25 protein-coding genes are annotated in these 21,844 nt (G+C 41.1%); 6 read left to right on the top strand and 19 right to left on the bottom strand.

The annotated features are described in order from the left end of the window. Positions 1-5: 5 nt before the first annotated feature. The 6 genes from BLU58_RS10965 to BLU58_RS10940 form a co-directional block, all read right to left on the bottom strand. Positions 6-434 (bottom strand): hypothetical protein, encoded by a 429-nt coding sequence (locus BLU58_RS10965; RefSeq protein ID WP_093292257.1) that lies wholly within the window; start codon positions 432-434, stop codon positions 6-8. Then, positions 431-751, bottom strand: a complete 321-nt coding sequence (locus BLU58_RS10960) for a hypothetical protein (protein ID WP_093292256.1) — start codon at positions 749-751, stop codon at positions 431-433. The genes BLU58_RS10965 and BLU58_RS10960 overlap by 4 nt, the downstream gene beginning before the upstream one ends. Further along, a complete protein-coding gene (locus tag BLU58_RS10955; protein WP_093292255.1) occupies positions 751-1,149 on the bottom strand; it encodes a hypothetical protein in 399 nt (132 codons plus the stop codon). Before BLU58_RS10955 ends, BLU58_RS10960 begins: the two co-directional genes overlap by 1 nt. A gap of 175 nt (positions 1,150-1,324) precedes the next feature. Next, the gene (locus tag BLU58_RS10950) at positions 1,325-1,528 is read right to left on the bottom strand and encodes a hypothetical protein (RefSeq protein WP_093292254.1); all 204 of its coding nucleotides are present in this window, start codon (positions 1,526-1,528) and stop codon (positions 1,325-1,327) included. A gap of 54 nt (positions 1,529-1,582) precedes the next feature. Further along, on the bottom strand, positions 1,583-2,692 hold the full coding sequence (locus BLU58_RS10945; protein ID WP_093292253.1) for an SU10 major capsid protein: 1,110 nt from the start codon (positions 2,690-2,692) through the stop codon (positions 1,583-1,585). 60 nt (positions 2,693-2,752) lie between these two features. Continuing rightward, positions 2,753-3,394 carry a phage scaffolding protein gene (locus tag BLU58_RS10940; RefSeq protein ID WP_093292252.1) on the bottom strand — a complete coding sequence of 214 codons (642 nt, stop codon included), beginning with the start codon at positions 3,392-3,394 and terminating at the stop codon, positions 2,753-2,755. 157 nt (positions 3,395-3,551) lie between these two features. On the opposite strand from BLU58_RS10940, the gene BLU58_RS10935 reads away from it, so the two are divergent. After that, positions 3,552-3,860, top strand: coding sequence for a hypothetical protein (locus BLU58_RS10935; protein ID WP_093292251.1), 309 nt, complete (start codon positions 3,552-3,554; stop codon positions 3,858-3,860). Between the two features lie 41 nt (positions 3,861-3,901). Here the strand turns inward: BLU58_RS10935 and BLU58_RS10930 are convergent, their stop codons facing one another. From BLU58_RS10930 to BLU58_RS10915, 4 genes are all read right to left on the bottom strand, one after another. After that, positions 3,902-4,837 (bottom strand): phage minor capsid protein, encoded by a 936-nt coding sequence (locus BLU58_RS10930; RefSeq protein ID WP_143123770.1) that lies wholly within the window; start codon positions 4,835-4,837, stop codon positions 3,902-3,904. Further along, positions 4,830-6,302 (bottom strand): phage portal protein, encoded by a 1,473-nt coding sequence (locus BLU58_RS10925; RefSeq protein ID WP_255404681.1) that lies wholly within the window; start codon positions 6,300-6,302, stop codon positions 4,830-4,832. Before BLU58_RS10925 ends, BLU58_RS10930 begins: the two co-directional genes overlap by 8 nt. A gap of 216 nt (positions 6,303-6,518) precedes the next feature. Beyond that, a complete protein-coding gene (gene terL, locus BLU58_RS10920; protein WP_093292250.1) occupies positions 6,519-8,276 on the bottom strand; it encodes a phage terminase large subunit in 1,758 nt (585 codons plus the stop codon). Positions 8,277-8,291: 15 nt separating this feature from the next. Beyond that, complete coding sequence (locus BLU58_RS10915) at positions 8,292-8,726, bottom strand: phBC6A51 family helix-turn-helix protein (RefSeq protein ID WP_072333942.1); 435 nt, start codon at positions 8,724-8,726, stop codon at positions 8,292-8,294. Between the two features lie 88 nt (positions 8,727-8,814). On the opposite strand from BLU58_RS10915, the gene BLU58_RS10910 reads away from it, so the two are divergent. The 3 genes from BLU58_RS10910 (at position 8,815) to BLU58_RS10900 (ending at position 10,579) form a co-directional block, all read left to right on the top strand. After that, positions 8,815-9,366 (top strand): tyrosine-type recombinase/integrase, encoded by a 552-nt coding sequence (locus tag BLU58_RS10910; RefSeq protein ID WP_093292249.1) that lies wholly within the window; start codon positions 8,815-8,817, stop codon positions 9,364-9,366. A gap of 125 nt (positions 9,367-9,491) precedes the next feature. Then, on the top strand, positions 9,492-9,821 hold the full coding sequence (locus BLU58_RS10905) for a PadR family transcriptional regulator (RefSeq protein WP_093292248.1): 330 nt from the start codon (positions 9,492-9,494) through the stop codon (positions 9,819-9,821). Then, positions 9,821-10,579 carry an HAAS domain-containing protein gene (locus tag BLU58_RS10900; protein WP_093292247.1) on the top strand — a complete coding sequence of 253 codons (759 nt, stop codon included), beginning with the start codon at positions 9,821-9,823 and terminating at the stop codon, positions 10,577-10,579. Before BLU58_RS10905 ends, BLU58_RS10900 begins: the two co-directional genes overlap by 1 nt. Before the next feature lie 374 nt (positions 10,580-10,953). Here BLU58_RS10900 and BLU58_RS10895 read toward each other — a convergent pair whose 3' ends face one another. From BLU58_RS10895 to BLU58_RS16475, 5 genes are all read right to left on the bottom strand, one after another. After that, the gene (locus BLU58_RS10895) at positions 10,954-12,468 is read right to left on the bottom strand and encodes a DNA cytosine methyltransferase (RefSeq protein WP_093292246.1); all 1,515 of its coding nucleotides are present in this window, start codon (positions 12,466-12,468) and stop codon (positions 10,954-10,956) included. Between the two features lie 488 nt (positions 12,469-12,956). Then, complete coding sequence (gene dprA / locus BLU58_RS10890) at positions 12,957-13,823, bottom strand: DNA-processing protein DprA (RefSeq protein ID WP_255404686.1); 867 nt, start codon at positions 13,821-13,823, stop codon at positions 12,957-12,959. 101 nt (positions 13,824-13,924) lie between these two features. Continuing rightward, complete coding sequence (gene sucD, locus BLU58_RS10885; protein WP_093292244.1) at positions 13,925-14,830, bottom strand: succinate--CoA ligase subunit alpha; 906 nt, start codon at positions 14,828-14,830, stop codon at positions 13,925-13,927. Positions 14,831-14,862: 32 nt separating this feature from the next. Next, positions 14,863-16,029, bottom strand: coding sequence for an ADP-forming succinate--CoA ligase subunit beta (gene sucC / locus BLU58_RS10880; RefSeq protein ID WP_093292243.1), 1,167 nt, complete (start codon positions 16,027-16,029; stop codon positions 14,863-14,865). Positions 16,030-16,205: 176 nt separating this feature from the next. After that, the gene (locus BLU58_RS16475) at positions 16,206-16,352 is read right to left on the bottom strand and encodes a hypothetical protein (protein ID WP_176786628.1); all 147 of its coding nucleotides are present in this window, start codon (positions 16,350-16,352) and stop codon (positions 16,206-16,208) included. Between the two features lie 126 nt (positions 16,353-16,478). Here BLU58_RS16475 and BLU58_RS10875 point away from each other — a divergent pair, with 126 nt between their 5' ends. Continuing rightward, positions 16,479-16,895 carry a hypothetical protein gene (locus BLU58_RS10875; protein ID WP_093292242.1) on the top strand — a complete coding sequence of 139 codons (417 nt, stop codon included), beginning with the start codon at positions 16,479-16,481 and terminating at the stop codon, positions 16,893-16,895. Positions 16,896-16,936: 41 nt separating this feature from the next. Here the strand turns inward: BLU58_RS10875 and BLU58_RS10870 are convergent, their stop codons facing one another. Beyond that, positions 16,937-18,115: a glycosyltransferase family 4 protein gene (locus BLU58_RS10870; RefSeq protein ID WP_093292241.1), complete on the bottom strand. Its 1,179-nt coding sequence runs from the start codon at positions 18,113-18,115 to the stop codon at positions 16,937-16,939. 274 nt (positions 18,116-18,389) lie between these two features. On the opposite strand from BLU58_RS10870, the gene BLU58_RS10865 reads away from it, so the two are divergent. Further along, positions 18,390-19,388 (top strand): glycosyltransferase family 4 protein, encoded by a 999-nt coding sequence (locus tag BLU58_RS10865; RefSeq protein WP_255404685.1) that lies wholly within the window; start codon positions 18,390-18,392, stop codon positions 19,386-19,388. On the opposite strand, the gene BLU58_RS10860 is transcribed toward BLU58_RS10865, so the two are convergent. The 3 genes from BLU58_RS10860 to BLU58_RS10850 are packed head-to-tail and all read right to left on the bottom strand — an operon-like array spanning position 19,385 to position 21,842. Next, positions 19,385-20,149 carry a glycosyltransferase family 2 protein gene (locus BLU58_RS10860; RefSeq protein WP_093292239.1) on the bottom strand — a complete coding sequence of 255 codons (765 nt, stop codon included), beginning with the start codon at positions 20,147-20,149 and terminating at the stop codon, positions 19,385-19,387. The genes BLU58_RS10865 and BLU58_RS10860 overlap by 4 nt on opposite strands. A gap of 36 nt (positions 20,150-20,185) precedes the next feature. After that, positions 20,186-21,130 carry an NAD-dependent epimerase/dehydratase family protein gene (locus tag BLU58_RS10855; protein WP_176786627.1) on the bottom strand — a complete coding sequence of 315 codons (945 nt, stop codon included), beginning with the start codon at positions 21,128-21,130 and terminating at the stop codon, positions 20,186-20,188. Then, positions 21,120-21,842 carry a sugar phosphate nucleotidyltransferase gene (locus BLU58_RS10850; RefSeq protein ID WP_093292237.1) on the bottom strand — a complete coding sequence of 241 codons (723 nt, stop codon included), beginning with the start codon at positions 21,840-21,842 and terminating at the stop codon, positions 21,120-21,122. Before BLU58_RS10850 ends, BLU58_RS10855 begins: the two co-directional genes overlap by 11 nt. Between the last annotated feature and the right edge of the window lie 2 nt (positions 21,843-21,844).

Here is a 21,844-nt window from a genome sequence, read left to right as displayed (position 1 = left end):
TCGAATTAACCATCCACTCCCTTCTCTAGTGCTTCTTGAAACCACTTTACATACTTAGGAGACTCACCCTGTAGTGGACGAGTTAAATATTTTCTTCCTACAACATAACCATCCGTCCCTGGAGATGCCTGAGACCGTGGCCCGAGCCCAGTCATATACTCGTGAGTCCAGATTGCATAATCGAAGCTCCCATAATTCAGGGATTGTTCTACAGCTTGATAGGACACTTCGCCTTGAATTCCGTCTGCCGATTGTTTCACTTGTTGATCAGATGATTTTCTAAGAATTCCTTTGTCGATAGGTGCGATACTGGATGAGATTCGAACTAGATCGTCTACAGCATCATTCATAGCATCAGTCAGTTCTTCAAGTACTTGCTCGTCAATCTTGCTCATTTTTAACTGAAACTCATGATCGTCTACTTCCAACTTCATAGAAACACCTCCGTCAATACGGGCTTCCCTCCGAAGTCTCTTTTCACGTTTACTCTTTGAGGTTTCCGTTTGATGGTGATTCCTATCTCGTTGGTGTATTCGATTTCATCGTCATATCGGATGTCTGTTAATTTATCAAGAAGAACCTTCAAACTACTGACAACCACTTTCCCACCTATATCTTCAACTACAAATGAGCCTTCATCCGCACGACACCTAATCGAAAATGGTTCAATAGGGATCGGATTGCCCCACTCATCTAATTTTCCACTTGATCGGCTGACTTTAACGGTCTGTCTCAAAGGAATGATTGCCATTACATGACCACCACTTTTACATTACGTGAGCCTAGTTCGATTCCATTTGCTTCTCCGATTAGACTTCGAACTTCTTGCGTAATGAAATCTTCCAAGGACAAGCCTGCTGCATTTCGAACATTGTTCTCCTTATAAGTAAAGCTTCCGACCCCCGTAATACTAAATCCTGCAATTCCTTGGTTTTGAAGCTTGTTCGTGTCATTGAACACAGTGGCGAAGGTAGAAGCTAATTCGAAGATGGCTGGATCTGGAATCTTATACTTTGGGTATTTTCGTGCAAGGGTTCGGAGGGAAACATTTAAAATTCGTTGCTTTTTATCGGCATCAGCTTCTACCCAGTCGGTGTTGTCGATCACGTTCAAAGAGATATATTGATCCGCCTCTTGAATTGTAGCCACTACAGCTTCACCCCATTTTAAATAGATTTCAAATAAATAAATGTTGCAATAAAAGTAAAATACCCTTATGATTTATTGTAATAAGTTAATCATCTAATAGGAATTGGACGTTTCTATTAGAATAAAAAACGAGTACCTAGGAAATCTAGTGCTCGTTTTTTATATTTATATAGTCCTACTTGGTGGAGCTTTTTCGTTTTGTTCGCACAGTTGGCGCTTCTTCCTCCATGTCCCCATCCACTCGTGATACATGTGCCAAACTAGATAGTGCTTGAATCTCATCTTTATTCTTCGTAACATACCTACCTCTTGAAAAGTACCTAGGTTCATCCCCTACAAAGAAGGTTAATTCAGGGTAGACACTTTCAAACTCCGCCATAAAACTCTCCTTTCTAAATAAAAAGATGAGGTAACCAAAAGTTACCCCACTTAACTACTTCAATCCTACGATACGTGAATGAGCTTTTTCCTGGAAGAACTCAAGGGTATACTCACCAACTAACATACCAGCCAAGCGGTCTCCAACTTTCCCAAGAAGCTCGTGTGCAAACTCACGACCCTGTAGTGGTCTGATTGCGATCCGGTTGGCATCGAGTACCATAAGCTCATCCGGTGCAAGGTTGTTATTCAATACAATTTCAGCAGCACCGAAATCAGAAATCCAATGATCGACTACTTGACCACGAGTGTTCTCTTGACGAGTAAGACGAATCTTATCTCGGTCAAAGTTAGAGAGACCTGTTTTCTGTCTAGCACCGACCATGATTACATATCGACCGCCAGATTCCATACCACCAGATTCGTAGATCTTTCGGAACGACTCGGTTAACACAGAATCATAGGTAATAGTACCCGTCCCTACTGCTGAACCATCAACAATATTGGTTTCAACAAAAGATCGAATACCCCTCATAAGACGTTTCGTTCCATTCTCATACTTCAATCCATTGATAATCGCTTTTTCTAGATGCAGAGCCAACTCTAGCAATTTCTTCTGCTTCTCGGACTCATATAGATTGTCGATTCCGTATTGATTAATAGCTAGTGTTGTACCTGTGATTTCTACAGTGTCATCAAAGATTTGTGTGATGTTTGACACACGTTTTCTAGGCTTGTAACGGGCTTGACGTGCATCGCGACCCTCGTCACCTTCTACGAACATGACTTCAATTTTTGATCCGTCCGTTATGGCAATGCCCGTTGTCCCTGCATAACTACGAACGACCGTAATAGCCTTATTCGCTACATCTACGGCTGTCACAAGCATCAATTCTTGACCAACTTTAACTACGTGACCAGTGCGGAATGGTTCTACATCTGCAACAGTAATTGATGTATCTTCCGCTGTTTTAGCACTAGTTACTGTTGATTCGTCCCCAAAGAGTTCATCTTCAAACCAGTTATGTTCAACATTACCAATCGGCTTACCAAATCCCACTAAATTTAGCATCGGTGTCTGGTGTGGGTTCAGTAATAGAAGCTCATCAACTACTGATTCTCTTTTACCGATCAGATCGGTAGAAAAAACTTTACCAAATGACATTAATACCTTCATTCCCTTCGAATTTTACTCAACAAAAAAGACCCCTATGGGTCTCTAAATTCACTTACCTAGCTCTCGTTTTAAGGTTGCATAGGCAACTCGATCCTCTAGGCGACCTGACGTTCTTGCTTTTTCAAATGCTGCCTTCAAAAGATCTTCATTCGTTTTCTTGTCGTATTTGTCTAACTCATGATTTGATGGTCCTCCGATCGGTTTTTGTTTCGGCTTTGAAGCCAAAAGGAATGGTCTTTCTTCGACTAACTTACTAACAACTTCGTCAATCCCTCGGATCTCTTCACCTTCTACTATCTGTAAAGAAGAAAGATCTGCTAAACGATAGGCATCCTCGACAAACTCGACTCCTGCACTACGAGCTTTCTCTTGAAAAATCATTTGAATCTTTTGTTGTTGTGCTTTTTCACGGATCAAATCAATCTCTTTTTGCAAAAAACCAACCGTCTCATCTTTTTCACCTAGACTTTTTTTCAACCGATCTAGTTCGGTCATCTCGGACTCTTCACGTTGTTTTCTCTCATCCATTAGTTTTTCAAGTCGAGACTTTAATTGATTGTAGTCAGAGTACTTTTCTTTCACTTTGTTCACTCGACTTCGAACGATCTCATTCACTTCATCCTCCGTCAGAGTTTTAACTTTCTTCTCCGCTTGTAAATCTACAATTTCTTGCACTTCGTTTGGTTCCATATGATACATTCTCCTTTTACCGTCGGTGGACGTTATGTTCCTCATGTATTGGAAGCCCATAAGTAGGCATAAAAAATCACTATGATTTTTAAGAGTCTAGTGATTATAATTACTTATATTTAATTTGAATATTTTTATCATGAACAAGGAGATAACTATGAATCTAAACGTCCGAACAATAATACAAATCTCATTGGCTGTATTATTGGTTCCCGCCATTATGATTACTGGAAATACATTGCTGAAAGATTACCCACCGTATGATCGACCAGATTGGGTCTGGGTTGTCTTATTAGTGCTTGTTGCTTCTTACGGTCTCGTTTCGTTAGATATTTATCTGAATGCCCGAAAAGATCCCGTTGCGAAAAATATGCGCTCCACAAACATATGTTTAGCCATAGCCATTGGTTGTACCATAATCACCTGTTATAACCTCTACCAGTGGCTTGTTATCTACTCAAATTGATTCGTTATTCAGCACCCCTCAATAATAGTCGAGGAGTATTATTATGGATTACGTTTACCCGATTCGAGGGCTACGTTCCCTCGTTCATGTTGCTCTTCCGCAGTTTGTCGTACATCTTCGGGTAGTCGTTCGATTTTCGAGAAGGTGGTAAAGTGATGAACACAACGGGGATGAAAGATTTGATTAGATGCTTTCAAATCTTCGTAAGTGGGGTAATCTCCGGGGGATTCAGGGGTTAACTTGATAATACGTCCAACATGGAATCGGCAAGCATCTTTGGCAGATCCGCCAACGATAATTCCATAGTAGGCTTCTCTGCCTATGGCTTCGTTTGTTTTAGCGATCCGGTACATCTCGGAATACTTAGTCCTTGTCAGCATATCGACATAATCTACGGGCTTCCAACGTCGACCACCAGCATCTATGATTCCTGTATTAACCGAGTCAGATAACTCTTTTCTTAGTCGCTGCAAGATCATCCGACTCTGTGTATCCTGACCGTTGACACCTCGTGCCATATTGTTTCTCATGACTTCGCCTGAAACTTTTCGTATGGTGTTCCTAACCCGTCTTCTAACGTTCTTTGAAACTTCAAGTACGTCCATAGAGGTATCAGAGACAAATAGGTCGACCATGCTCTTATTGATTCTGTTAAAGGTAGCCATTTGTAATGATTCTTTATACGAATTAGTAACTCCTAACTCAACTAAAACAGATGCCACGCCTTGTTTCACCACTTCTGGTATGGTAGTAGAAGCCCAATTGATAACAAACCTATCAAGTTCGTTTAAGATCTCTTCTATTTTTTTCATAGTTGCAATCAAACTGGATCTCTGAAAATCAATTAAGTCGACACGATTCAATTCCAGTTTTACATTCCAATAAGCCCGTCGATATACGCCCATCAAACGTTCCACATCACGATCAAAGTTAGGTTCGGGAACTTGTCGACCTTCAATCGTCAGATACTTAGTCATTTACTTCTGACTCCTTGCTGTCAGTAACATGAGAAGTCTCTTGATTGAAAATAGAAGATTGGACAGTAAGTGCTTCCTCTTCTTCGTCTTTGATCCTTGAAACTATTTCTTCTGCTGTGGAGTCATCTACATTATCCAATTGCTTGATAGCTGAAAGAACATCAATAGTAGCCTTCGCACCTGTACGGATCTGCATAACTTCGGCCATTTCTTTCTCATCTTTTGGAAGTCCATCATTCCAGCGAATCTTTGGTAGTACTACTTCGGTAGACTGGAATCCGTCTATCTCGGCATTACCTCGATTAGCTAATTGCAAAGCATCTCGTAAGGCAGATCGGAAGGCATAGTCTACATGATCTCGGATACGTTGCACCTTCGAAAGTATTGGCATGAATCTAGCTTTGATACTAGATTGATCTGTATGACTTGTCCCTGTCCCCCCTGTATGGCTTACAGTTTGTCCAAAAAGCCACTGAGGTGTCTCAGCTACTTGATAGATCATTGAAAGAAGTAATTCAAGTTCTCGAAAAGCACCTTCAAGCTGACTATTCCACACCATGTAGGCTGGAGGTATCTCATCTTTCCTTACAGGTATATAGATGCCACCAGAAGACATTTCTTTTGAATCAGCTAGATCAGGGCCATACATGTTCGGATCGGAATGCTTATATAGGATGTAGTCAATCTGGACAAGTCTATCGTTAACTCCTGCAACAAGATCTTCAATCATCTCAACGGTTCCACGACCTTCCCAGTTTTCATCAGTAGTTTGATGTGGGACATGGTATATAAGAATATGTGGAATGCCTGTCTCAACAAGGTCTTCTTCTCTACCCGTTGGGATCTCCTCTTCAATCGTATATGTAGTGATACCAATACCGTATTGAGTCGAGTACCCTTCTGGACCGTTGGAAGATAACCTGAACCGACTATACTCAATGAACCCGGGTATATGTCGTTCCACATTTAGGATCGGGATCTCCGTTTTGCCCTTCGAAATCCATTCGATGTAGGCGATATTTACGGCTTTGAATCGTTTTCGGCTTCCTCTTGCCAATTCTGGAAAGACTGTACTTGGGTCTTGGGCTGAGATTATAGGCTCCATTTTGATCGAACTAGGAACGTAGGGAAGTTCGGAAACATCATCTCTATAGTCAAAATAAGCCTTGATAAAAGAATCACCACGATATCCAGAACCAGCCGTAATCTCTCGACCAAGTAAGTTTAGTCTGTTTCGTTCTACAATTGAATTCAATATCCCTTGCTCATTAGAATTGGAATCCTTACTAACTTCGTAGATCGGTGGATTACCAAACATGAGGTCGCTAGGTTTCGAAGTTAGAATACCGAGCATGTTACAGGCCATATACAACGTGTTTAATTGTTGCTTTTTCAAGTGGTTCTGATATATAGAAGAAGCTCGATCTAAAACTTCCCAGTGCTTTCCTTCGAACAGCTTTCGCATCCTCTTGTATTTGGCAAGCCGTTCGAGGTGGTCTTCCGGAGGGAACATCTTCCCGACTTCGAAAAGGCGACCTGAAGCGGATGTATGGTCAAATTCGTAATTCGGTTCGTCAAATAGTGGTATGTTTTATTCCCTCCTTCGTTCCTCAAATTTGAGGTATGTACTTTCAAATTCCCTTCTCAATACTATAGATGACTACTAGCCGTTTTTTTGTACTCACAACCAGTACGGCTTTAAGACAACCTTTTTTCTCTCTCGTGCAACATTCTCGACAGACAATTGCAGGGCATCAATGGAGTCCACATAGTCCCCTTGAGGATACATTTCCATTTGCTCAAGTAGGGTACGGTGATTGTCATTAAATACGAGGGTTCGATTCGAGCAATACGGCTCAAGTGACTCAATCCGTTGTTCCTTTGAAGACTTGTGCGATTTCACGTCCTGAATACGAGTTGAATAGAGACCTTCTATTCTCGCCCTTTCCATCAGTTGACGATAGAACTCATGTTGTGCATTAATTGTTTCAACCGAAACAATATGGTGATTGAATTGCCTTATCTTTTGGAGAATCGTTTCCATGAATGAGTGCGGTTGCTCCTTCGAACTATACTCATCTAAAACAAATATGTATCCCGAAGACTCATGTCGCCCCACTGTCAAAAAGGCATTGTAACAGCCTCTTGATGTCTTCCCCATCGCAATATCCCACGCTCCAGAGATCGTCATATCACCAAGTCGGTATTCCTTCCCTTCAAACATCACCGTTCGTTCACCAAACTCATTCGTTTTGTATCGGTAATAGGCGAACTGATCCGGTTTGAAAAACTGTTCGTCTTCACTAAAAGCACGATTTCGGTACTCTGAGTTGAACGAGCGAGTTCCCATATTCGCCTTAGCGTGCATCAAATCCCTGTAGTTCCACCGCCATCCCCAAGCTGTCTCGACTCCAGATTCTAACCGGACACGGTTTTCATCATAGAAATCATCCACTTCGTCCATTTCTTCCGATCGTTGATACACTTGAAGGTATTCGTCCCATAGTTCAGGAAAATCAGGCTCCTTTTGAATTGCATCGTGGAAAGACTTTCGAAAATCCTTTCGCTTCAATGTATGAGATAGTAGCCCTGTAGAAGTAACCATCGTTCCAACCAAGACAAAAGCCGTAGACTTCGAGCCAATCGGCATAACAACAGAGTTAAACCATTCAATCAACTTCTCACGGGCTTCTTTCGTACCTTCGTTATTGATCGAAGAAGGATCGTCGATTAGTACCAATGATGGACGGTGCGCACCATGACGTTTACCGCGAAGTTGTTTTCCTGCGGAAGATGCTTCTACAAGACAATTAGTGGAAGTGATAAAAGCTTCTTCGTTGTCTTTTTCATTCTTCGTGCTTGCTATATTTAGTAACTCTCCAAAATCTTGGCGAAGTTTTTCATTGAACTTTAATTGCTTATTTGACCATGATATGAGCTTCTTTGATAGAGAATCAGTCTCGGAAATAATGAGAATGTAGGGGCGCTTTCTATAAACAATCTGATGTAGAGGGAAGCAGTTAGAGAACATACCTGATTTTGAGTGTCCTCGGGGGGCAGCAATAGCTAGGCGAGCAGAGGGATCAGTATGGTCCACATAATCACATAGATCAAAGAATTCCCTGTGGATTGGGGCGAGGTCTGTTAAAGGCTGGTGGGGGGTTCCATCATCACCGTTTCGAATGATGTTATCTTCGTTAAGTGGGTTGTCCTGGTCTGATAGATATTCGTAAGCAAAGTAAGCTGTGTCGTACTCGGCTCGGTGAATCCGTGTAAGCCTTTCAAGCTCCTGTTTGTCATCCAACATCATGTCGATATGATGATCGGTAGCTTGTCCATTTTGGTAGATGTCACGTAGCTTTCTAAGTCGATCCGTAACGAGTTGAATTCGCTCGTCTCGCTCTTGTCTATTTAGCCACTCACCATTTATATATGCCACTCAAATCCCCCCTCTCTACTTAGGTTCAGTCTTCTTTTCTTCTAACATCGAATCGAGTTCTTCTAATTCCTTCTGAATCGCTTCATTACTACGTTTTTCGCTACTTCCATGATCTTCTGTCACTTGCTTATCTGTCAGAAGAGCAAACCTTCTCATAAAGATATCGATACCTTTAATGGACGGCTGTGAACCCATGATAGTTCGTAATAATTGCTTGTATACAAGGGGGCGCATCGATGAAAGTATATCATCTGCTAAGAGGTTCTTATATTCGATAAAGGCTCGATTTTGTGTTCTCCACTTGTAGAGACCCATTCGGGTTATACCGACTTCTTCGGCTATCTCTTCATAGGTCTTCTTGTTTTCCGTTTCAAGTTCGTTTTCAACGAGAAGAATGGCTGCTCTCCGTTGTTGGGCGGTGAGTTTTGCTTCTAGTTGTTTTCTATTCATTTTCGTCCTCCTTTCCGAGAGTTATGGTTGACGCTGGAATTCACACTCGATACTATATACACAACAAATCGCAGTAGGAGTGGATTACATGGCTCGTGTTGAAGCATTTAAGACTAAAAAGGATCTTGAGAAAATGAAAAAAGAACTTGAGAAGGTTGATCCCAAGTTCCGTTTGCTATTCGTGTTTGGATTGAATTCGGCTCTGCGAATTTCAGATATAGTAGGATTAAAAGTCAAAGATGTTATGAAAAACGGGCAGCCTAAGAAGAGAGTCAGTCTTCGAGAAGAAAAAACAGATAAAATTAAAGAATTCCCCTTAAACAAAAGCATCATACATGAACTCAAACACTTCAAAAATGCAGATCCAGAAGACTATCTCTTCCCTTCTCAAAAAGGCGGACATCTCTGTACACGGTATGCTTCTCGTACTATCAAAAAAGTGGCAAAGCAAATTGGAATTGAAGGAAACTTTGGAAGTCATAGTATGAGAAAGAGCTTCGGATATACGCAACTCAAGAATGGTACACCATTAGCGATTATTATGCAGTTATTAAATCATTCATCAGAAAAAGATACCTTGAGGTATGTGGGTATCACACAAGAGGTACTAGACGAAGCGTATATGAATGTAATTCTATAAATAAATCAGAAGCCAATTCAAAACACAAACATGCAAATAATGAATATATATGGTAGAATATAATTACCTTGTATTGCAATATAGTGGTGTTTTTTGTTTAACAAACTTGTGGAGGAGGTAATTCGTTGTCCACTAGTCAGGTATTAAAAGGGATTCTAGAAGGTTGTTTGCTAGCAATAATTGCTAGAGAAGAAACATACGGATACGAGATGATAGAGAAACTGTATACGTATGGATTTACAATGGTCAGTGAGGGAAGTATCTATCCGTTGTTAATTAGAATGAGGAAGGAAGATTTAGTGACAACTAGTGAAAAGGTACTTCCTTCAGGAGGACCAAAGCGAAAATATTATTCCTTAACAGGAAAAGGACAAGAGAGATTAGGTGAGTTCCAAGAAAGATGGAGCGAGATTGCGAGTAGTGTCGATCGATTATTAAAGGGGGAAAGTAGTTGATGATGGTATCCAAAGAGAGCCAGAGTTTTTTAGACAATTTAAAAGTTTATTTGTATTCAAGTGGAAAAAAGGAACAAGAGATTAAGGAAATTGTTGAAGAGTTAAGGGATCATTTACATGAGGCAGAAAAAAATGGGAAGGGAGTAGACGATATTATCGGGATGACACCGAGAGATTATATGGAACAATTGGCAAATGAGATGCCGTTTGACCTGAAAGGCTGGCTAAAATATCTTCCGATGATCTTCATTGGTGCGCTGGCTTATACGGTAATGGGTGATGCAATTGAGGGGAATGTAAAATATTCGCTTATAGAATGTATTGGCTACCCGTTTCTACTTCTACTTTCCCTATTTTCGATTTCTATGTTATTTAAGTATATATCAAGCCACAAAGTCTCTAGTTGGAAAGAGCGAATCTTATTTGTAGGAGTTGCCTTTGTCATTCCTACTGCTTTATTTGTCGCATTGATATTTCTAGGTAAGCCCTACAGCACAACTGTTATTCACCTTGGAGATACTGGGAACGTCGTATCCATCGTTTTATCCGCCCTCGTATTTGTTGGAGTAGCTATTTGGAGTAGAACATGGGATGCCATTATACTTCCTGCTATTTTATTTGTACCTGGTGTTCTCTTGAAGCAAACCAATCTGACTGTAAGTACAAAGGAGATGTTATCGCTTATACTTTCAACGTCCGGTATATGTCTTTATGCATTTATAACAATCAAAAGAAATAAGACCAAGGATATTGATTAATACAATTATATTCCGGTATCTGATTATGCTAATAAATAACTACCTGCCCGGGCGGCCGTTCCGGGAACTCTGGTAACTACCGAAATGGTAGCGCATGGAGTACCTTTCCCACCTCAAGTAGTTTATAGAAATAAAAATAGGGATGTTGAAGTATCTTTCAACATCCCTATTCTCTTTGAGACATGGTTTCGAGGGATTCGACGTGGTTTGCTTCCCTCCCTCGTACAGAGGACGTACCACCTTCTCCGACACTACTCACAACCACGTAAGCTATTCGGTCCATTGGCTGTCTCGACGCCCCGTCCCATAAAGGGAACTATAGACTTACATTATACCCCATATAAAACAGATAAAACCACATATATAATCCAAATCTATGCTACCTTTTTCACTTCTTCTAGAGCCCCTAACTGCTCCGCTAAAGCTCGTCCTAGATACCATGCTACCTTTGATGCTACACCGTTTCCTACGATCTTATATTGAGCCGATAAACTCAACTCTTCGGGTATTACATACCAATCAGGAACCGATTGAATTCTAAGACACTCTCTGACTGTAAAACGTCGTGGGGACTGTGTAGGATGTATCGGTTGACCTACGTTCTGATGCGCTGTGATCGTAACACTTGGATCATCCATAGGTGCTTGTCTATTAGCTGAGTTAAACTTGTATGATTCTCGCTTAGGGAAGTAATAGGATTTTTCATTATGGTTGGATGGAGGATCGGAGGGTTCGTCAGGATGAACGAATTTAGGACCCTGTGCAGAGATGGTATTCGAAGGAGTTCCCCACTCCATCTTGAGGTTATTATTCTTGTATGAAGGGGAGTAGTTACGACCATCGTATTGATCGTGGTTCTGTATATCAACAGTTTGACAATTGAATTGAGTTGTAATAGAGGGGCTAGGCTTGTCCATCGATGCTTTATGTTGGGCCTTTTTTACGTTGGCAGGATTTAAGGAGTTGTGATTAGGGGGTGAGTATACTTCATTTGGTTTCTTCTCGTAATAGGAGGATAAAACCGTACTTACTGGTGTACTTCCATCATTGACAGGCATCTTCCCAAAGTTAGACTTTGACTTCCCATCAATAATATTTTGTACATACTTAGGAACCTTTTCTTCGGGGGAATGGTTCGCTACATCAAGGACATCCTCTCCCTTTGTACGAACCGTTTTCGAGGGGGAATCAATAGAAGTATTGTATCCTATACCGTACTGTTTTGCATGTTGATACACACCGTCAGTTAGTGGCTTAGGATGGTTATTTGGATCAGGGAGATCTCCTATTACATCTCTTAATACTTGAGTGCGGTAATCCTTCGGATCAGGTTCGGGAAACTTAAAGGTGAACCCGAGATCCTTTCGAATTCCTACGATAAATACACGTTCTCGCTTCTGAGCTACACCATAATCCCAACTATTGATTAGCTCCCATGAGACATTGTATCCGATATCGTCGAATTTCTCCATGAGGGCATCAAAGGTTCGGATGTGTTTCTTCGAGATAAGACCCTTCACATTTTCAAAAATAAAGGCTTTCGGTTGCTTACGTTGGATTATGTCTAGATACGTGTAGACGAGCTTTCCACGATCTCCGTCTTCTCCTAGCCCCTTCCCTGCCATTGAGAAATCTTGACATGGTGGCCCTCCTGCAATGATGTCTGTGTCGGGAATGTCGTCGGGACCGATTTTTGTGATGTCTTCGCATATGATATGTTCTCCGAGGTTATGGGCATAGGATTGACTAGCTCGCTTATCGAAATCGTTAGCCCATAAAATAGAAAAGCCGGACTCTTTTAGTCCGATTGCCATAAGGCCACCTCCAGCGAAAAGCTCGGCTACTGTATAGTCGTTCTGGGGTAGCGTAGGAGTTACGTTATAATTCATACATTCCCTCTCTTCTATATTGTTGTCGTTATATCCGTGATTAGGGTGTAGTTGGCATGATAGCTTTTGAAGTGGTGCTGTTGTGATGGTGCTAGAAGGCTCGTCCCAGTCTCGACGACGTAGACCGTTGGTGTTGCCACCTGATGGGATTTTACCGTTCCAATAGACGGTCTGGTCTTCGTGTGATAGGTTCGTCCAGTTGCCACCTGGTGGGATTTTATTTGCAAATGGTCGTTCATCTTTTCGGATCTTGTGACCGTAGTGATTATGTACTATTTGATCACCTTCTTCTTTGAAACAAAAAAAGAGCCCAATAAGATTACGGCTCTGTGAATGCCATACTTATTGAACTCATTTCATCTACTCATATCTATCAACTACTGCTGCACGTAAATGTGTATGCGCTATGTAAACTTTTTTCTAGAATATAACGAGATGGTTTTTATCTCGTAATTACTTTTCTCGTTATACTTAGTTCTCGTTATATATTAGGTATTGTTAGTGTCAAGTAGAACGGTGTCGGGTCTACCTGACATGGCTCCACTTGACATGGCCATAAACATCGGTGAGATTAACTTGTACCTATTAGGAACCTGCTCACTTGTAGCTGGCCCTGGAACCGCAAACACCTCTCTGCCTTGCTCCATACTACATTCTGCTGTGATCAAAGATCCACTACGTTCTGCGGCTTCCACCACAATCGTTCCCAAACTTAATCCACTAATAATCCGATTCCGTTGCGGAAATAGCCCGGGATTTCCTCTTGTACCTGGTGGTGATTCTGATATGACTAAGCCTCTCTGGACTAACTTTTCATATAGGCGAACATGATTTTTGGGATATACCACATCAATTCCTGTTCCTAGTACTGCAATCGTCTTTCCTCCAGACTCTAGGACCGCATGATGAGCATCCCCATCAATCCCTGTGGCCATCCCACTTACTACCGTTAAGCCGGCTTGTACAAACTGCTCAGCCAATTGCTTTGTGATTTTTCGTCCATAAGGGGTCGGCTTCCGTGTCCCTACCATCGCAAAACAAGCCTCATTTAGCAACTGGCGATCGCCTCGTAGATACAAAACCCAAGGAGGTTGCGGAATTTCGCGTAAGAGTTCGGGATAGTCAGCATCATATACAGTCATAATCTCAATTCGTTTCATCTGCAGCTCTGCCATCACTCGCCTATTCCACTCTTGATTCCACGTTTGCTTAATGCTCCTATATATATCAGCTGGCACCCGCTGATCTTTTATCATATCCAAGTAGGGTATGACATCTTGATCGGGCGTCCAGCCCGCGCGAACGAGTTTATCAATCAGATGCCAACCTGCTCCCGAGATTCGGTGTATACCCACCAATCCACTAACTTCCCTCATCTTTACACATTCCCTTCATCCATTTCTAACAAAAAAAGAAGACCCAGCTTGCTTAGCAGGTCTTCTTAAAAAAGCAGATGTTATTTCTTTACGATGAAGTTATCTAAAATGCCTTTTTCTTCGAGAACCTTAACCAATGTTTCCCCGATTACGGCTGGAGTAGGAGCAACCCCCACACCACAAGCTTCTAAAGTAGCGATTTTTTCAGCAGCTGTTCCTTTTCCACCTGAGATAATCGCGCCCGCATGACCCATGCGCTTTCCTTCTGGTGCAGTTTGTCCACCAATAAATCCAACTACTGGTTTCGTCATATTCGCCTTAATCCACTCAGCAGCCTCTTCCTCAGCAGTTCCACCGATTTCACCAATCATAATCACCGCTTCGGTCTCTGGGTCCGCATTAAACTCCTTCAACACATCGATGAAATCCGTTCCATTGATCGGGTCCCCACCGATTCCAACAGCTGTAGATTGTCCAATATTACGAGTGGTCAATTGATGAACCGCTTCATAAGTTAAGGTACCCGAGCGGGATACGATTCCTACATTCCCTTTCAGATGAATGTACCCAGGCATAATACCGATTTTACACTCATCTGGCGTGATAACACCTGGGCAGTTTGGACCGACTAGACGAGTCTTCTTCCCTTCCATGTAACGGCGAACTTTTACCATATCGAGCACTGGGATTCCTTCTGTAATACATACTACCAAGTCAAGACCTGCATCTACCGCTTCCATAATCGCATCTGCGGCAAATGGAGCTGCTACATAAATCGCTGATGCAGTAGCACCTGTTGCTTCCACCGCTTCCTGTACCGTATTAAATACAGGGATGCCTTCTACCTCTGTTCCACCTTTACCAGGAGTTACGCCACCTACGATGTTCGTTCCATACTCCATCGCTTGTTTGGTATGGAATAAGCCAGTTGCTCCTGTAATTCCTTGGGTAATGACCTTTGTATCTTTATTTACAAAAATACTCAACGGAAATCCACCTTTCCTCTGCTACTTATCTATTAGGCTTGAGCTACGAGTTGAACGATTTTTTGAGCTCCGTCTGCCATGGAGTCAGCCGCTACGATCGGTAGGCCAGAATCGTTCAAGATCTTCTTACCAAGATCAACGTTAGTACCTTCCAAGCGAACCACAAGCGGAACACTCAAGTTTACTTGTTTCACCGCTTCTACAACACCCTCAGCAATGATGTCACACTTCATGATTCCACCAAAGATATTAATAAAGATTCCCTTTACTTTTTCATCCGACAGAATAATCTTAAAAGCTTCCGTAACTTTTTCTGCTGTAGCACCGCCACCTACATCGAGGAAGTTAGCTGGATCTCCACTATAATGTTTGATAATATCCATCGTTGCCATTGCTAAACCTGCGCCGTTTACCATACAACCGATATTTCCATCTAATGCGATGTAGCTCAAGTCAAATTTAGATGCTTCGATCTCTTTTGGGTCTTCTTCGTTTAGATCACGAAGTTCTAGAATATCTTTATGACGGTACAGTGCGTTAGAATCAAAGTTTAATTTTGCATCTAATGCCATTACTCTTCCATCGCTAGTCGTTACAAGAGGGTTGATTTCGGCCAGAGAGCAATCATTTGATACAAAGGCCTCATATAGGCCAAGCATAAATTTCGCTGCTTGACTTACTTTATCTTTCGGAATATTAATGTTATATGCTAAGCGACGAGCTTGGAACGGTAACATCCCAACGGCAGGATCGATTACTTCTTTAAAGATCTTTTCTGGTGTTTTTTCAGCCACCTCTTCAATCTCAGTACCGCCTTCTTCAGAACCCATCATCACAACTGCATTACTAGAGCGATCGATAACCACACCGATGTAATATTCTTTTTCGATCGGACAACCTTCCTCAATCAAGAGACGTTTTACTTCTTTGCCTTCCGGTCCTGTTTGATGAGTAACCAAAATTTTACCGAGTAGTTCATTTGCATAAGAACGAACTTCATCAAGATTACGAGCTAGCTTAACGCCACCCGCTTTCCCGCGTCCACCTGCATGGATTTGTGCTTTCACAACCCAAAGCTGGCCACCTAATTTTTCAGCAGCTTCTACTGCTTCATCTGCATGAAAGGCAACATGGCCATTTGGGACAATGGCTCCATATTTTTTAAGTAATTGCTTACCTTGGTACTCATGTACATTCATACCTGATCCCCCAGTCTAATCATTACAGCCAAACTGTTTAGATAACTTATTTATGTATTTCTCAAATGAACCGCGATCACTTACATCACTGGCTCTTTTGCCAGTATAGCTCATGCCGAAAGCGTTGCCAAGAGAATCAGGGCATCAAGCAGACACCCTGAGCCTACCATTATTTCCTATCTCCAGAGCAATTGAACCGCTGTAGCACCTATGAAAATGACGAAAAATAAACCACCTACAACTGAGGCGCTTATCATAAAATCATCAAAATCATAATCTTTATTTTCATCTTGATAGTGGCTTTGATGAACTTGGGAACCCATATCGCACTACCTCCTTTCGCTCCGTCAAGACCATTGATAAGTATATCATGGTTTGCTACCCTCGAAAATGGGGAATGGATCGATTGATATTCCCCATCACGATAATCTTAGTATAGGAGGTTCCGCTTGAATATACACTTTCAAACTCGCGAACAGTATTTATTTATCCATCGAAATGTAAAACATTTACTCCTGCTATGGGAAAAAGACCATCGAAAGCACCTCTATCTCGTTACAAAAGAAGAAGGAGAAGATCTAACCCTTCTCGATCCAGGAGAAACCTACCAAGAGCATGTCTTTGATGAAGTACTACCTATTTTTTTTCAAGTATTACATACAGAAACCGGAACCTTAGCTACCCTTCTAGGGGCTACTTTCCTCTACCAAGATCAGTTAGTCGGTATGTACTACAATCCATATCATCCTTCTGAAGACCTGTATTTCTTCTATATTCATGACCAACAAATCAACGAAATTTCAGATGATGAATATGTCCAAGTAACACAAACGTTCGCACAAGAATTTCCTGATTATTGTAAATAAAGCTAAAAAAGGAGTGACTGTATATACTACAGTTACTCCTTTCAATACCACTCCAACTTCTCCTCCAACATTTGATACCGCTTATCATACATATCTGGACCAAATTGATGGATAGCTTGTATCCTATTTCTTTCTCCCACCTGTTTTCGTAGCTCATCTGATTGTAGTAGCGGACAAATCACTTTTCGCAATGCATTCGGATTGATGCGTTTCGCTAGATACGACTCATTTAAAGTGGAATAGAAAATTTCTTGCAGCCCTCCAGATGGGTAAGCAATGACAGGTTTTCCGTGCCCCATTCCCTCTAGAGCAGTGAGTCCAAACCCCTCCGGCAAAACACTCGGAACCACAACGAGATCAAGGGCAGAATAAACTCGAGCAATATCTTTCACAAATGGAATCCAATGGACTCGATTTTGCAATCGAACCTTTGCTATATGTTCATGAATTTGACGGAAATGGGCGTTTTTATGGTTGATGGGTCTTGTAGCACGAAGAAGGAGATGGATAGAGTGATCTTGCTTCATTAAAGGAGTCATAGCTTGAACCACATGCCAGATGCCTTTTTGAACATTTACCTTAATTGCAATCGTCCCAACCACAATGCTTGAATGCGGGATCTGATACCTTCTTCTTAGTTGCCGATTCATTTTTTCAGATCGCAAGGCATGGTGATCAGATTCGTTCCAATACGGATATAAGCAATGCACTTTATGATCAGGATACCCTCTCAAACGAAAAGGCTCTAGCACGCTTTCAGAAATACCGATTATAACCGGATTCATTCGTTGTACAAGTGAAAACCATTGTTCCTTATAGGTGGGAACATGTTCTTGTAAAAACCAAATGATGGGGATGTTCTCTTCTTTGGCAATAATCGCAGGAAGCAAATTTACTGAGGTATTCACCACTACGTAGTCAGGGCGCACCTGTTTCATCACCTGACGAATCGCCTCATCTTCACCTTGAGAACAAATATGATCAAGTTCCATTTGGAAGTCACCTTGTACATCTTTTACACTCCACACAGCAGAGTACTTGCAAAATATGGTAGGGATATGGAGTTTCGTTATTTGTCTAGAAAGCTCTCCACTTTGAGGAAGAACACATAGGCAATTGTGCTTCTCACTCATTTTTTGTATCAATTGAAGCATCGTTTTCTCTGCACCTGACATTGCTTTCTCTTGGCATATATGAGAAAAAAATAGAATCTTCTTCATGGATAGCCACCTTTCTAAAGGGACTATTCAACCCCCATTCATACCCAACCTTCCGATATTTTTGCATGTATAACTCACACTTGGCTCCATCATTCATTATCAATCTATTCTATGAAATCCGTAAAAAGATGTTCGTATAAAAGCCTATACCGTATCCATATTGAGTACATCCATCTACTAGTCTCACATTTTTTCATTATGTTTCATATACTAACTGAAAATAAGCAGAGATCTTTCAATATGTATTAATCTGGGGGGAAGCAATTTGAAGGTCGTGATTCCTGTCATAAACCTGAGCATAGGTGGCGGATGTAAAGTCTTAGCCCAGCTTGCTCATGGTCTCGAACAAGCTGACCATGAAGTAGAGATTGTCATCCCACATGATGCTCCCATTCATTATCCTATTACCTGTAAAGTCACGAGAGTTCCAGAAATCAGTAGTAAATATATCCCTAGAGGTGATATTGTTCTGGCAAATTACTATAAAACATTTGAGGCAATTTACGAAGCTTGGCCACAACAATGCGTGAGATACACAATGGGATACGAACCCCACTATGTACCTGATAAAGAATACGCCATTTCTCTTTATCAAAAAAAGGTACCCACTATTACCATTTCTAGCTGGTTACAAAAAAACTTATGGACAGATAACACTCAAATCAGTACCGTTATTTCTCCAGGGCTCGATTTAAATATATACAAACCCCGTGAGCCGTTTATTAGACCAAATGGAGTTCGAAGAATATTATATATCGCCCGAAATCCTGCAGCACAAATTAAGGGGTTTAACGACTTTATTGAAAGCATTGAAATCGTGAAAAGAAAGAGTAAAGTTCCATTTAAAGTATTTTTTATTTGTCCCGAAAAAAACAAGATACCGAATCATATTCCACATAAACGTTTTCGCCCTGTGTCCGAACATGCCATGGCCAGTCTATACCAAAAAGCTCATTTATTCGTCTCTACATCATGGGTTGAGGGATTCTCTCTCCCTCCACTAGAAGCCATGGCGTGTGGAACTCCCGTTGTAACAACAAATTCGGGAGGGGTAACCGATTTTTGCATCAATAAGAAAACAGCCATCCTTGTAAAAAAACAAAACCCTCGATCGATTGCAAAGGGGATTCTGAATGTACTACACAACCAAAAGCTAGCGAATCAACTCGCTTCTCATGGTATGGAAATGGCAAAACAATTTTCTCTAGAACAATTTACTCAAAGCATGATTTGTACTTTCCAAGAAATAATAAATAATAGAAAAAATAATTAATTCGGAAGATCAAGAGGCAAATCTGGATCTCTTTTCCATTTTTTCATAAAATATTCACGATTTTCTTTTGATAACTTTCTAGCCAACTCATCCGAATTGTTCTGAATAAAACTTTTACTTCCATAATGATGAACATAGGTATCACCAGCAATTATACATTTATAACCCATTAAACGAACGCGATAGGTAAAATCAATATCTTCATAATAGCCCATACCGTAGTTTTCATCAAAATCCCCCACAGTGTTCCAGATTTTTCGAGGGAAAACCAAACAAAATCCAGATAATCGATCTGATACTTTCCATTTTTTCTGATTGTGACGGTTAAATCTTTTGCTAAACATATGAATGTCTCGCGCTCGTTTCAAGTCCGTTTGGAGGTATTGATCGGGTAACGTATTGTTTGACAAAGGAGCTGCTATGCCACATAAAGGGCGATCTTTCAATACACGTAGAATATTGCCTAACCATCTATGAGAGGGCAATGTGTCATTATTAATGGTTGCTAGGTACTTCCCTGTGGCCATTCGAAACCCCTGATTTAATGATGCTGAAAACCCATTTTTATAAGAATTCTCAATCTGTTTAACCCTAGGAAATTCTCTTGTCAATTTTTGTCCTGTTCCATCTGTTGAGGCATTATTTACAACAATCACTTCTACCGGGACACGCGTATGTCGAAAGAGCGATCGTAAACACATTTGGGTTACAGGCCATTGATTATGAACTGGAATCACGATACTAGTCAAATGTTTTGACATCTGTAAACCCCCTTCATCATCAAGTCAAACAGGTTCTCATCGAAACGTTTCCTTCCAGAGATCACTCAACGTTTCTATTAGTGTATAAGTGGGCTTCCAACCAGTAAATCTCCTGATTTTTTCATAGCTTCCTATAAAACAATCCTCTCCCTTAGAAGAGGTCATATTTTGGGTAATAACCTTAATCGGATATTGAATCACTTCTTCCCAAGTGGAAACTAGCTGTGAGACTGAGACCCCTTTTTGTGAACAAATTTGATAACAATCTCCAACACATATACTCGCCTTCTCTGAAAGCATATACAAAGCCTGTACAGCATCCCGAACATCGATGTAATCTCGAATCCCACCTAAACTACGTAAATGAATGGTAACAGGCAACTCTACAAATGGATACTGTGCTTTTAATTGCTGCGCTATCCATGGTATAATTCCTTCCTTGGCCCCAGGTCCGATGAGGTTAAAGGGACGAACACATATGATAGGCAAATGATATTTTCTAGCAAACCACTGCGCACTACTCGTAACCAGATGCTTACTCCATCCATATGAGCTAGTTGGCTCCACAATCGAATTTTCGGTTATCACCATCTCTTGCTCTTGATATTCCATCGCTGTTCCGATCATGACAACACTTTCCAAAGACTCTAGTTCCAGTTTACGAAGCGCATCTAGGAATAAAAGAGATGCATACACATTATCCTTCCAAACATTTGAGTGGTCGAGATCGGCACGATTTTCTCCAGCTAAATGATAGATTCTTTTCCAAGAGTGTTGACGAAGAATAGTATCCATCTCTTTCGAATTAGTTAAATCAGCGACTTGATAATGAACCCGTGAATCTTGTGCAACCCTCTCTCTCGAAATAGAACGTCCGACTCCTACTATCTGTGTATTTTCTTCTTCCAAGCACTTTTGAATCAAATGCTGTGCTACAAATCCATTTGCTCCTGTAATAAAGATCCATTTATCAATACTCATGTCCAGATTCCTTTGGAAGAATTTGAGCCTTAAACTGTTCAAAAATTTGATTAGCTTTTTCGTAGTCATCCGGCTTCCCAATATCAATCCAAAATGAATCAGTGTGATGATGGGTTACCCTCTCTTTATGATCAAGCAATGTATGGATCAGATCAGGAATATCGAATTTTCCTTCTTTTGGAATATATTTAAGAGCATCTTGATGTACAACATATATACCCATACTTACTAATGAATGGTTTGTTGGTTTTTCTACAATCTGAAGGACTCGCTCTCCCTCAACCGCTAACACTCCAAACTCCACTGGTACTTCAATCGCATGTGAAGCAATGGTTAACATCGATTTTTGATTGATATGTTGCTCATAAAAATCCCGGAAATGGAGGGTTGTTAAGACATCACAATTCATAACTATCATGGACCCCTCTTCACATGATACATCGCGAAGTGACCCTGCCGTTCCTAGTGGAACATCTTCCGTTAGGTAATCAATCTCTAATCCCCACTTCGAGCCATTTTCAAAATAGTTTTGGATCATGGTAGCTAGATATCCACAAGTCATCGTTACGCGGTTAAACCCATAATACTGGCACTGCCTCACCAGTATGTCTAATAAAGGAATTCCATCAATAGGGAGTAGTCCTTTAGGAAGTACATGCGTATAAGGACGCATCCGCTCTCCTTTACCACCCGTCATAATAACAGCATGCATCG

It is taken from the genome of Thermoactinomyces sp. DSM 45892 (assembly GCF_900107305.1).
Taxonomy (GTDB): Bacteria; Bacillota; Bacilli; order Thermoactinomycetales; family Thermoactinomycetaceae; genus Baia.
The sequence above is the reverse complement of the archived record's forward strand: the minus strand, read 5'-3'. Positions and strand labels throughout refer to the sequence as shown.

What these genes read in the sequence shown, in the direction of transcription:
- BLU58_RS10925 (WP_255404681.1), bottom strand. Translation starts at nt 6,302, where the DNA reads ATGCGAAAGCTGTTCGAAGGAAAGCACTGGGAAGTTTTAGATCGAGCT.
- BLU58_RS10850 (WP_093292237.1), bottom strand. Translation starts at nt 21,842, where the DNA reads ATGCATGCTGTTATTATGACGGGTGGTAAAGGAGAGCGGATGCGTCCT.
- BLU58_RS10860 (WP_093292239.1), bottom strand. Translation starts at nt 20,149, where the DNA reads ATGTCAAAACATTTGACTAGTATCGTGATTCCAGTTCATAATCAATGG.
- BLU58_RS10960 (WP_093292256.1), bottom strand. Translation starts at nt 751, where the DNA reads ATGGCAATCATTCCTTTGAGACAGACCGTTAAAGTCAGCCGATCAAGT.
- BLU58_RS10900 (WP_093292247.1), top strand. Translation starts at nt 9,821, where the DNA reads ATGATGGTATCCAAAGAGAGCCAGAGTTTTTTAGACAATTTAAAAGTT.
- BLU58_RS10910 (WP_093292249.1), top strand. Translation starts at nt 8,815, where the DNA reads ATGGCTCGTGTTGAAGCATTTAAGACTAAAAAGGATCTTGAGAAAATG.
- BLU58_RS10895 (WP_093292246.1), bottom strand. Translation starts at nt 12,468, where the DNA reads ATGAATTATAACGTAACTCCTACGCTACCCCAGAACGACTATACAGTA.
- BLU58_RS10940 (WP_093292252.1), bottom strand. Translation starts at nt 3,394, where the DNA reads ATGGAACCAAACGAAGTGCAAGAAATTGTAGATTTACAAGCGGAGAAG.
- BLU58_RS10915 (WP_072333942.1), bottom strand. Translation starts at nt 8,726, where the DNA reads ATGAATAGAAAACAACTAGAAGCAAAACTCACCGCCCAACAACGGAGA.
- BLU58_RS10935 (WP_093292251.1), top strand. Translation starts at nt 3,552, where the DNA reads ATGAATCTAAACGTCCGAACAATAATACAAATCTCATTGGCTGTATTA.
- sucC (WP_093292243.1), bottom strand. Translation starts at nt 16,029, where the DNA reads ATGAATGTACATGAGTACCAAGGTAAGCAATTACTTAAAAAATATGGA.
- BLU58_RS10950 (WP_093292254.1), bottom strand. Translation starts at nt 1,528, where the DNA reads ATGGCGGAGTTTGAAAGTGTCTACCCTGAATTAACCTTCTTTGTAGGG.
- BLU58_RS10965 (WP_093292257.1), bottom strand. Translation starts at nt 434, where the DNA reads ATGAAGTTGGAAGTAGACGATCATGAGTTTCAGTTAAAAATGAGCAAG.
- BLU58_RS10855 (WP_176786627.1), bottom strand. Translation starts at nt 21,130, where the DNA reads ATGAGTATTGATAAATGGATCTTTATTACAGGAGCAAATGGATTTGTA.
- BLU58_RS16475 (WP_176786628.1), bottom strand. Translation starts at nt 16,352, where the DNA reads ATGGGTTCCCAAGTTCATCAAAGCCACTATCAAGATGAAAATAAAGAT.
- BLU58_RS10870 (WP_093292241.1), bottom strand. Translation starts at nt 18,115, where the DNA reads ATGAAGAAGATTCTATTTTTTTCTCATATATGCCAAGAGAAAGCAATG.
- BLU58_RS10930 (WP_143123770.1), bottom strand. Translation starts at nt 4,837, where the DNA reads ATGACTAAGTATCTGACGATTGAAGGTCGACAAGTTCCCGAACCTAAC.
- BLU58_RS10945 (WP_093292253.1), bottom strand. Translation starts at nt 2,692, where the DNA reads ATGTCATTTGGTAAAGTTTTTTCTACCGATCTGATCGGTAAAAGAGAA.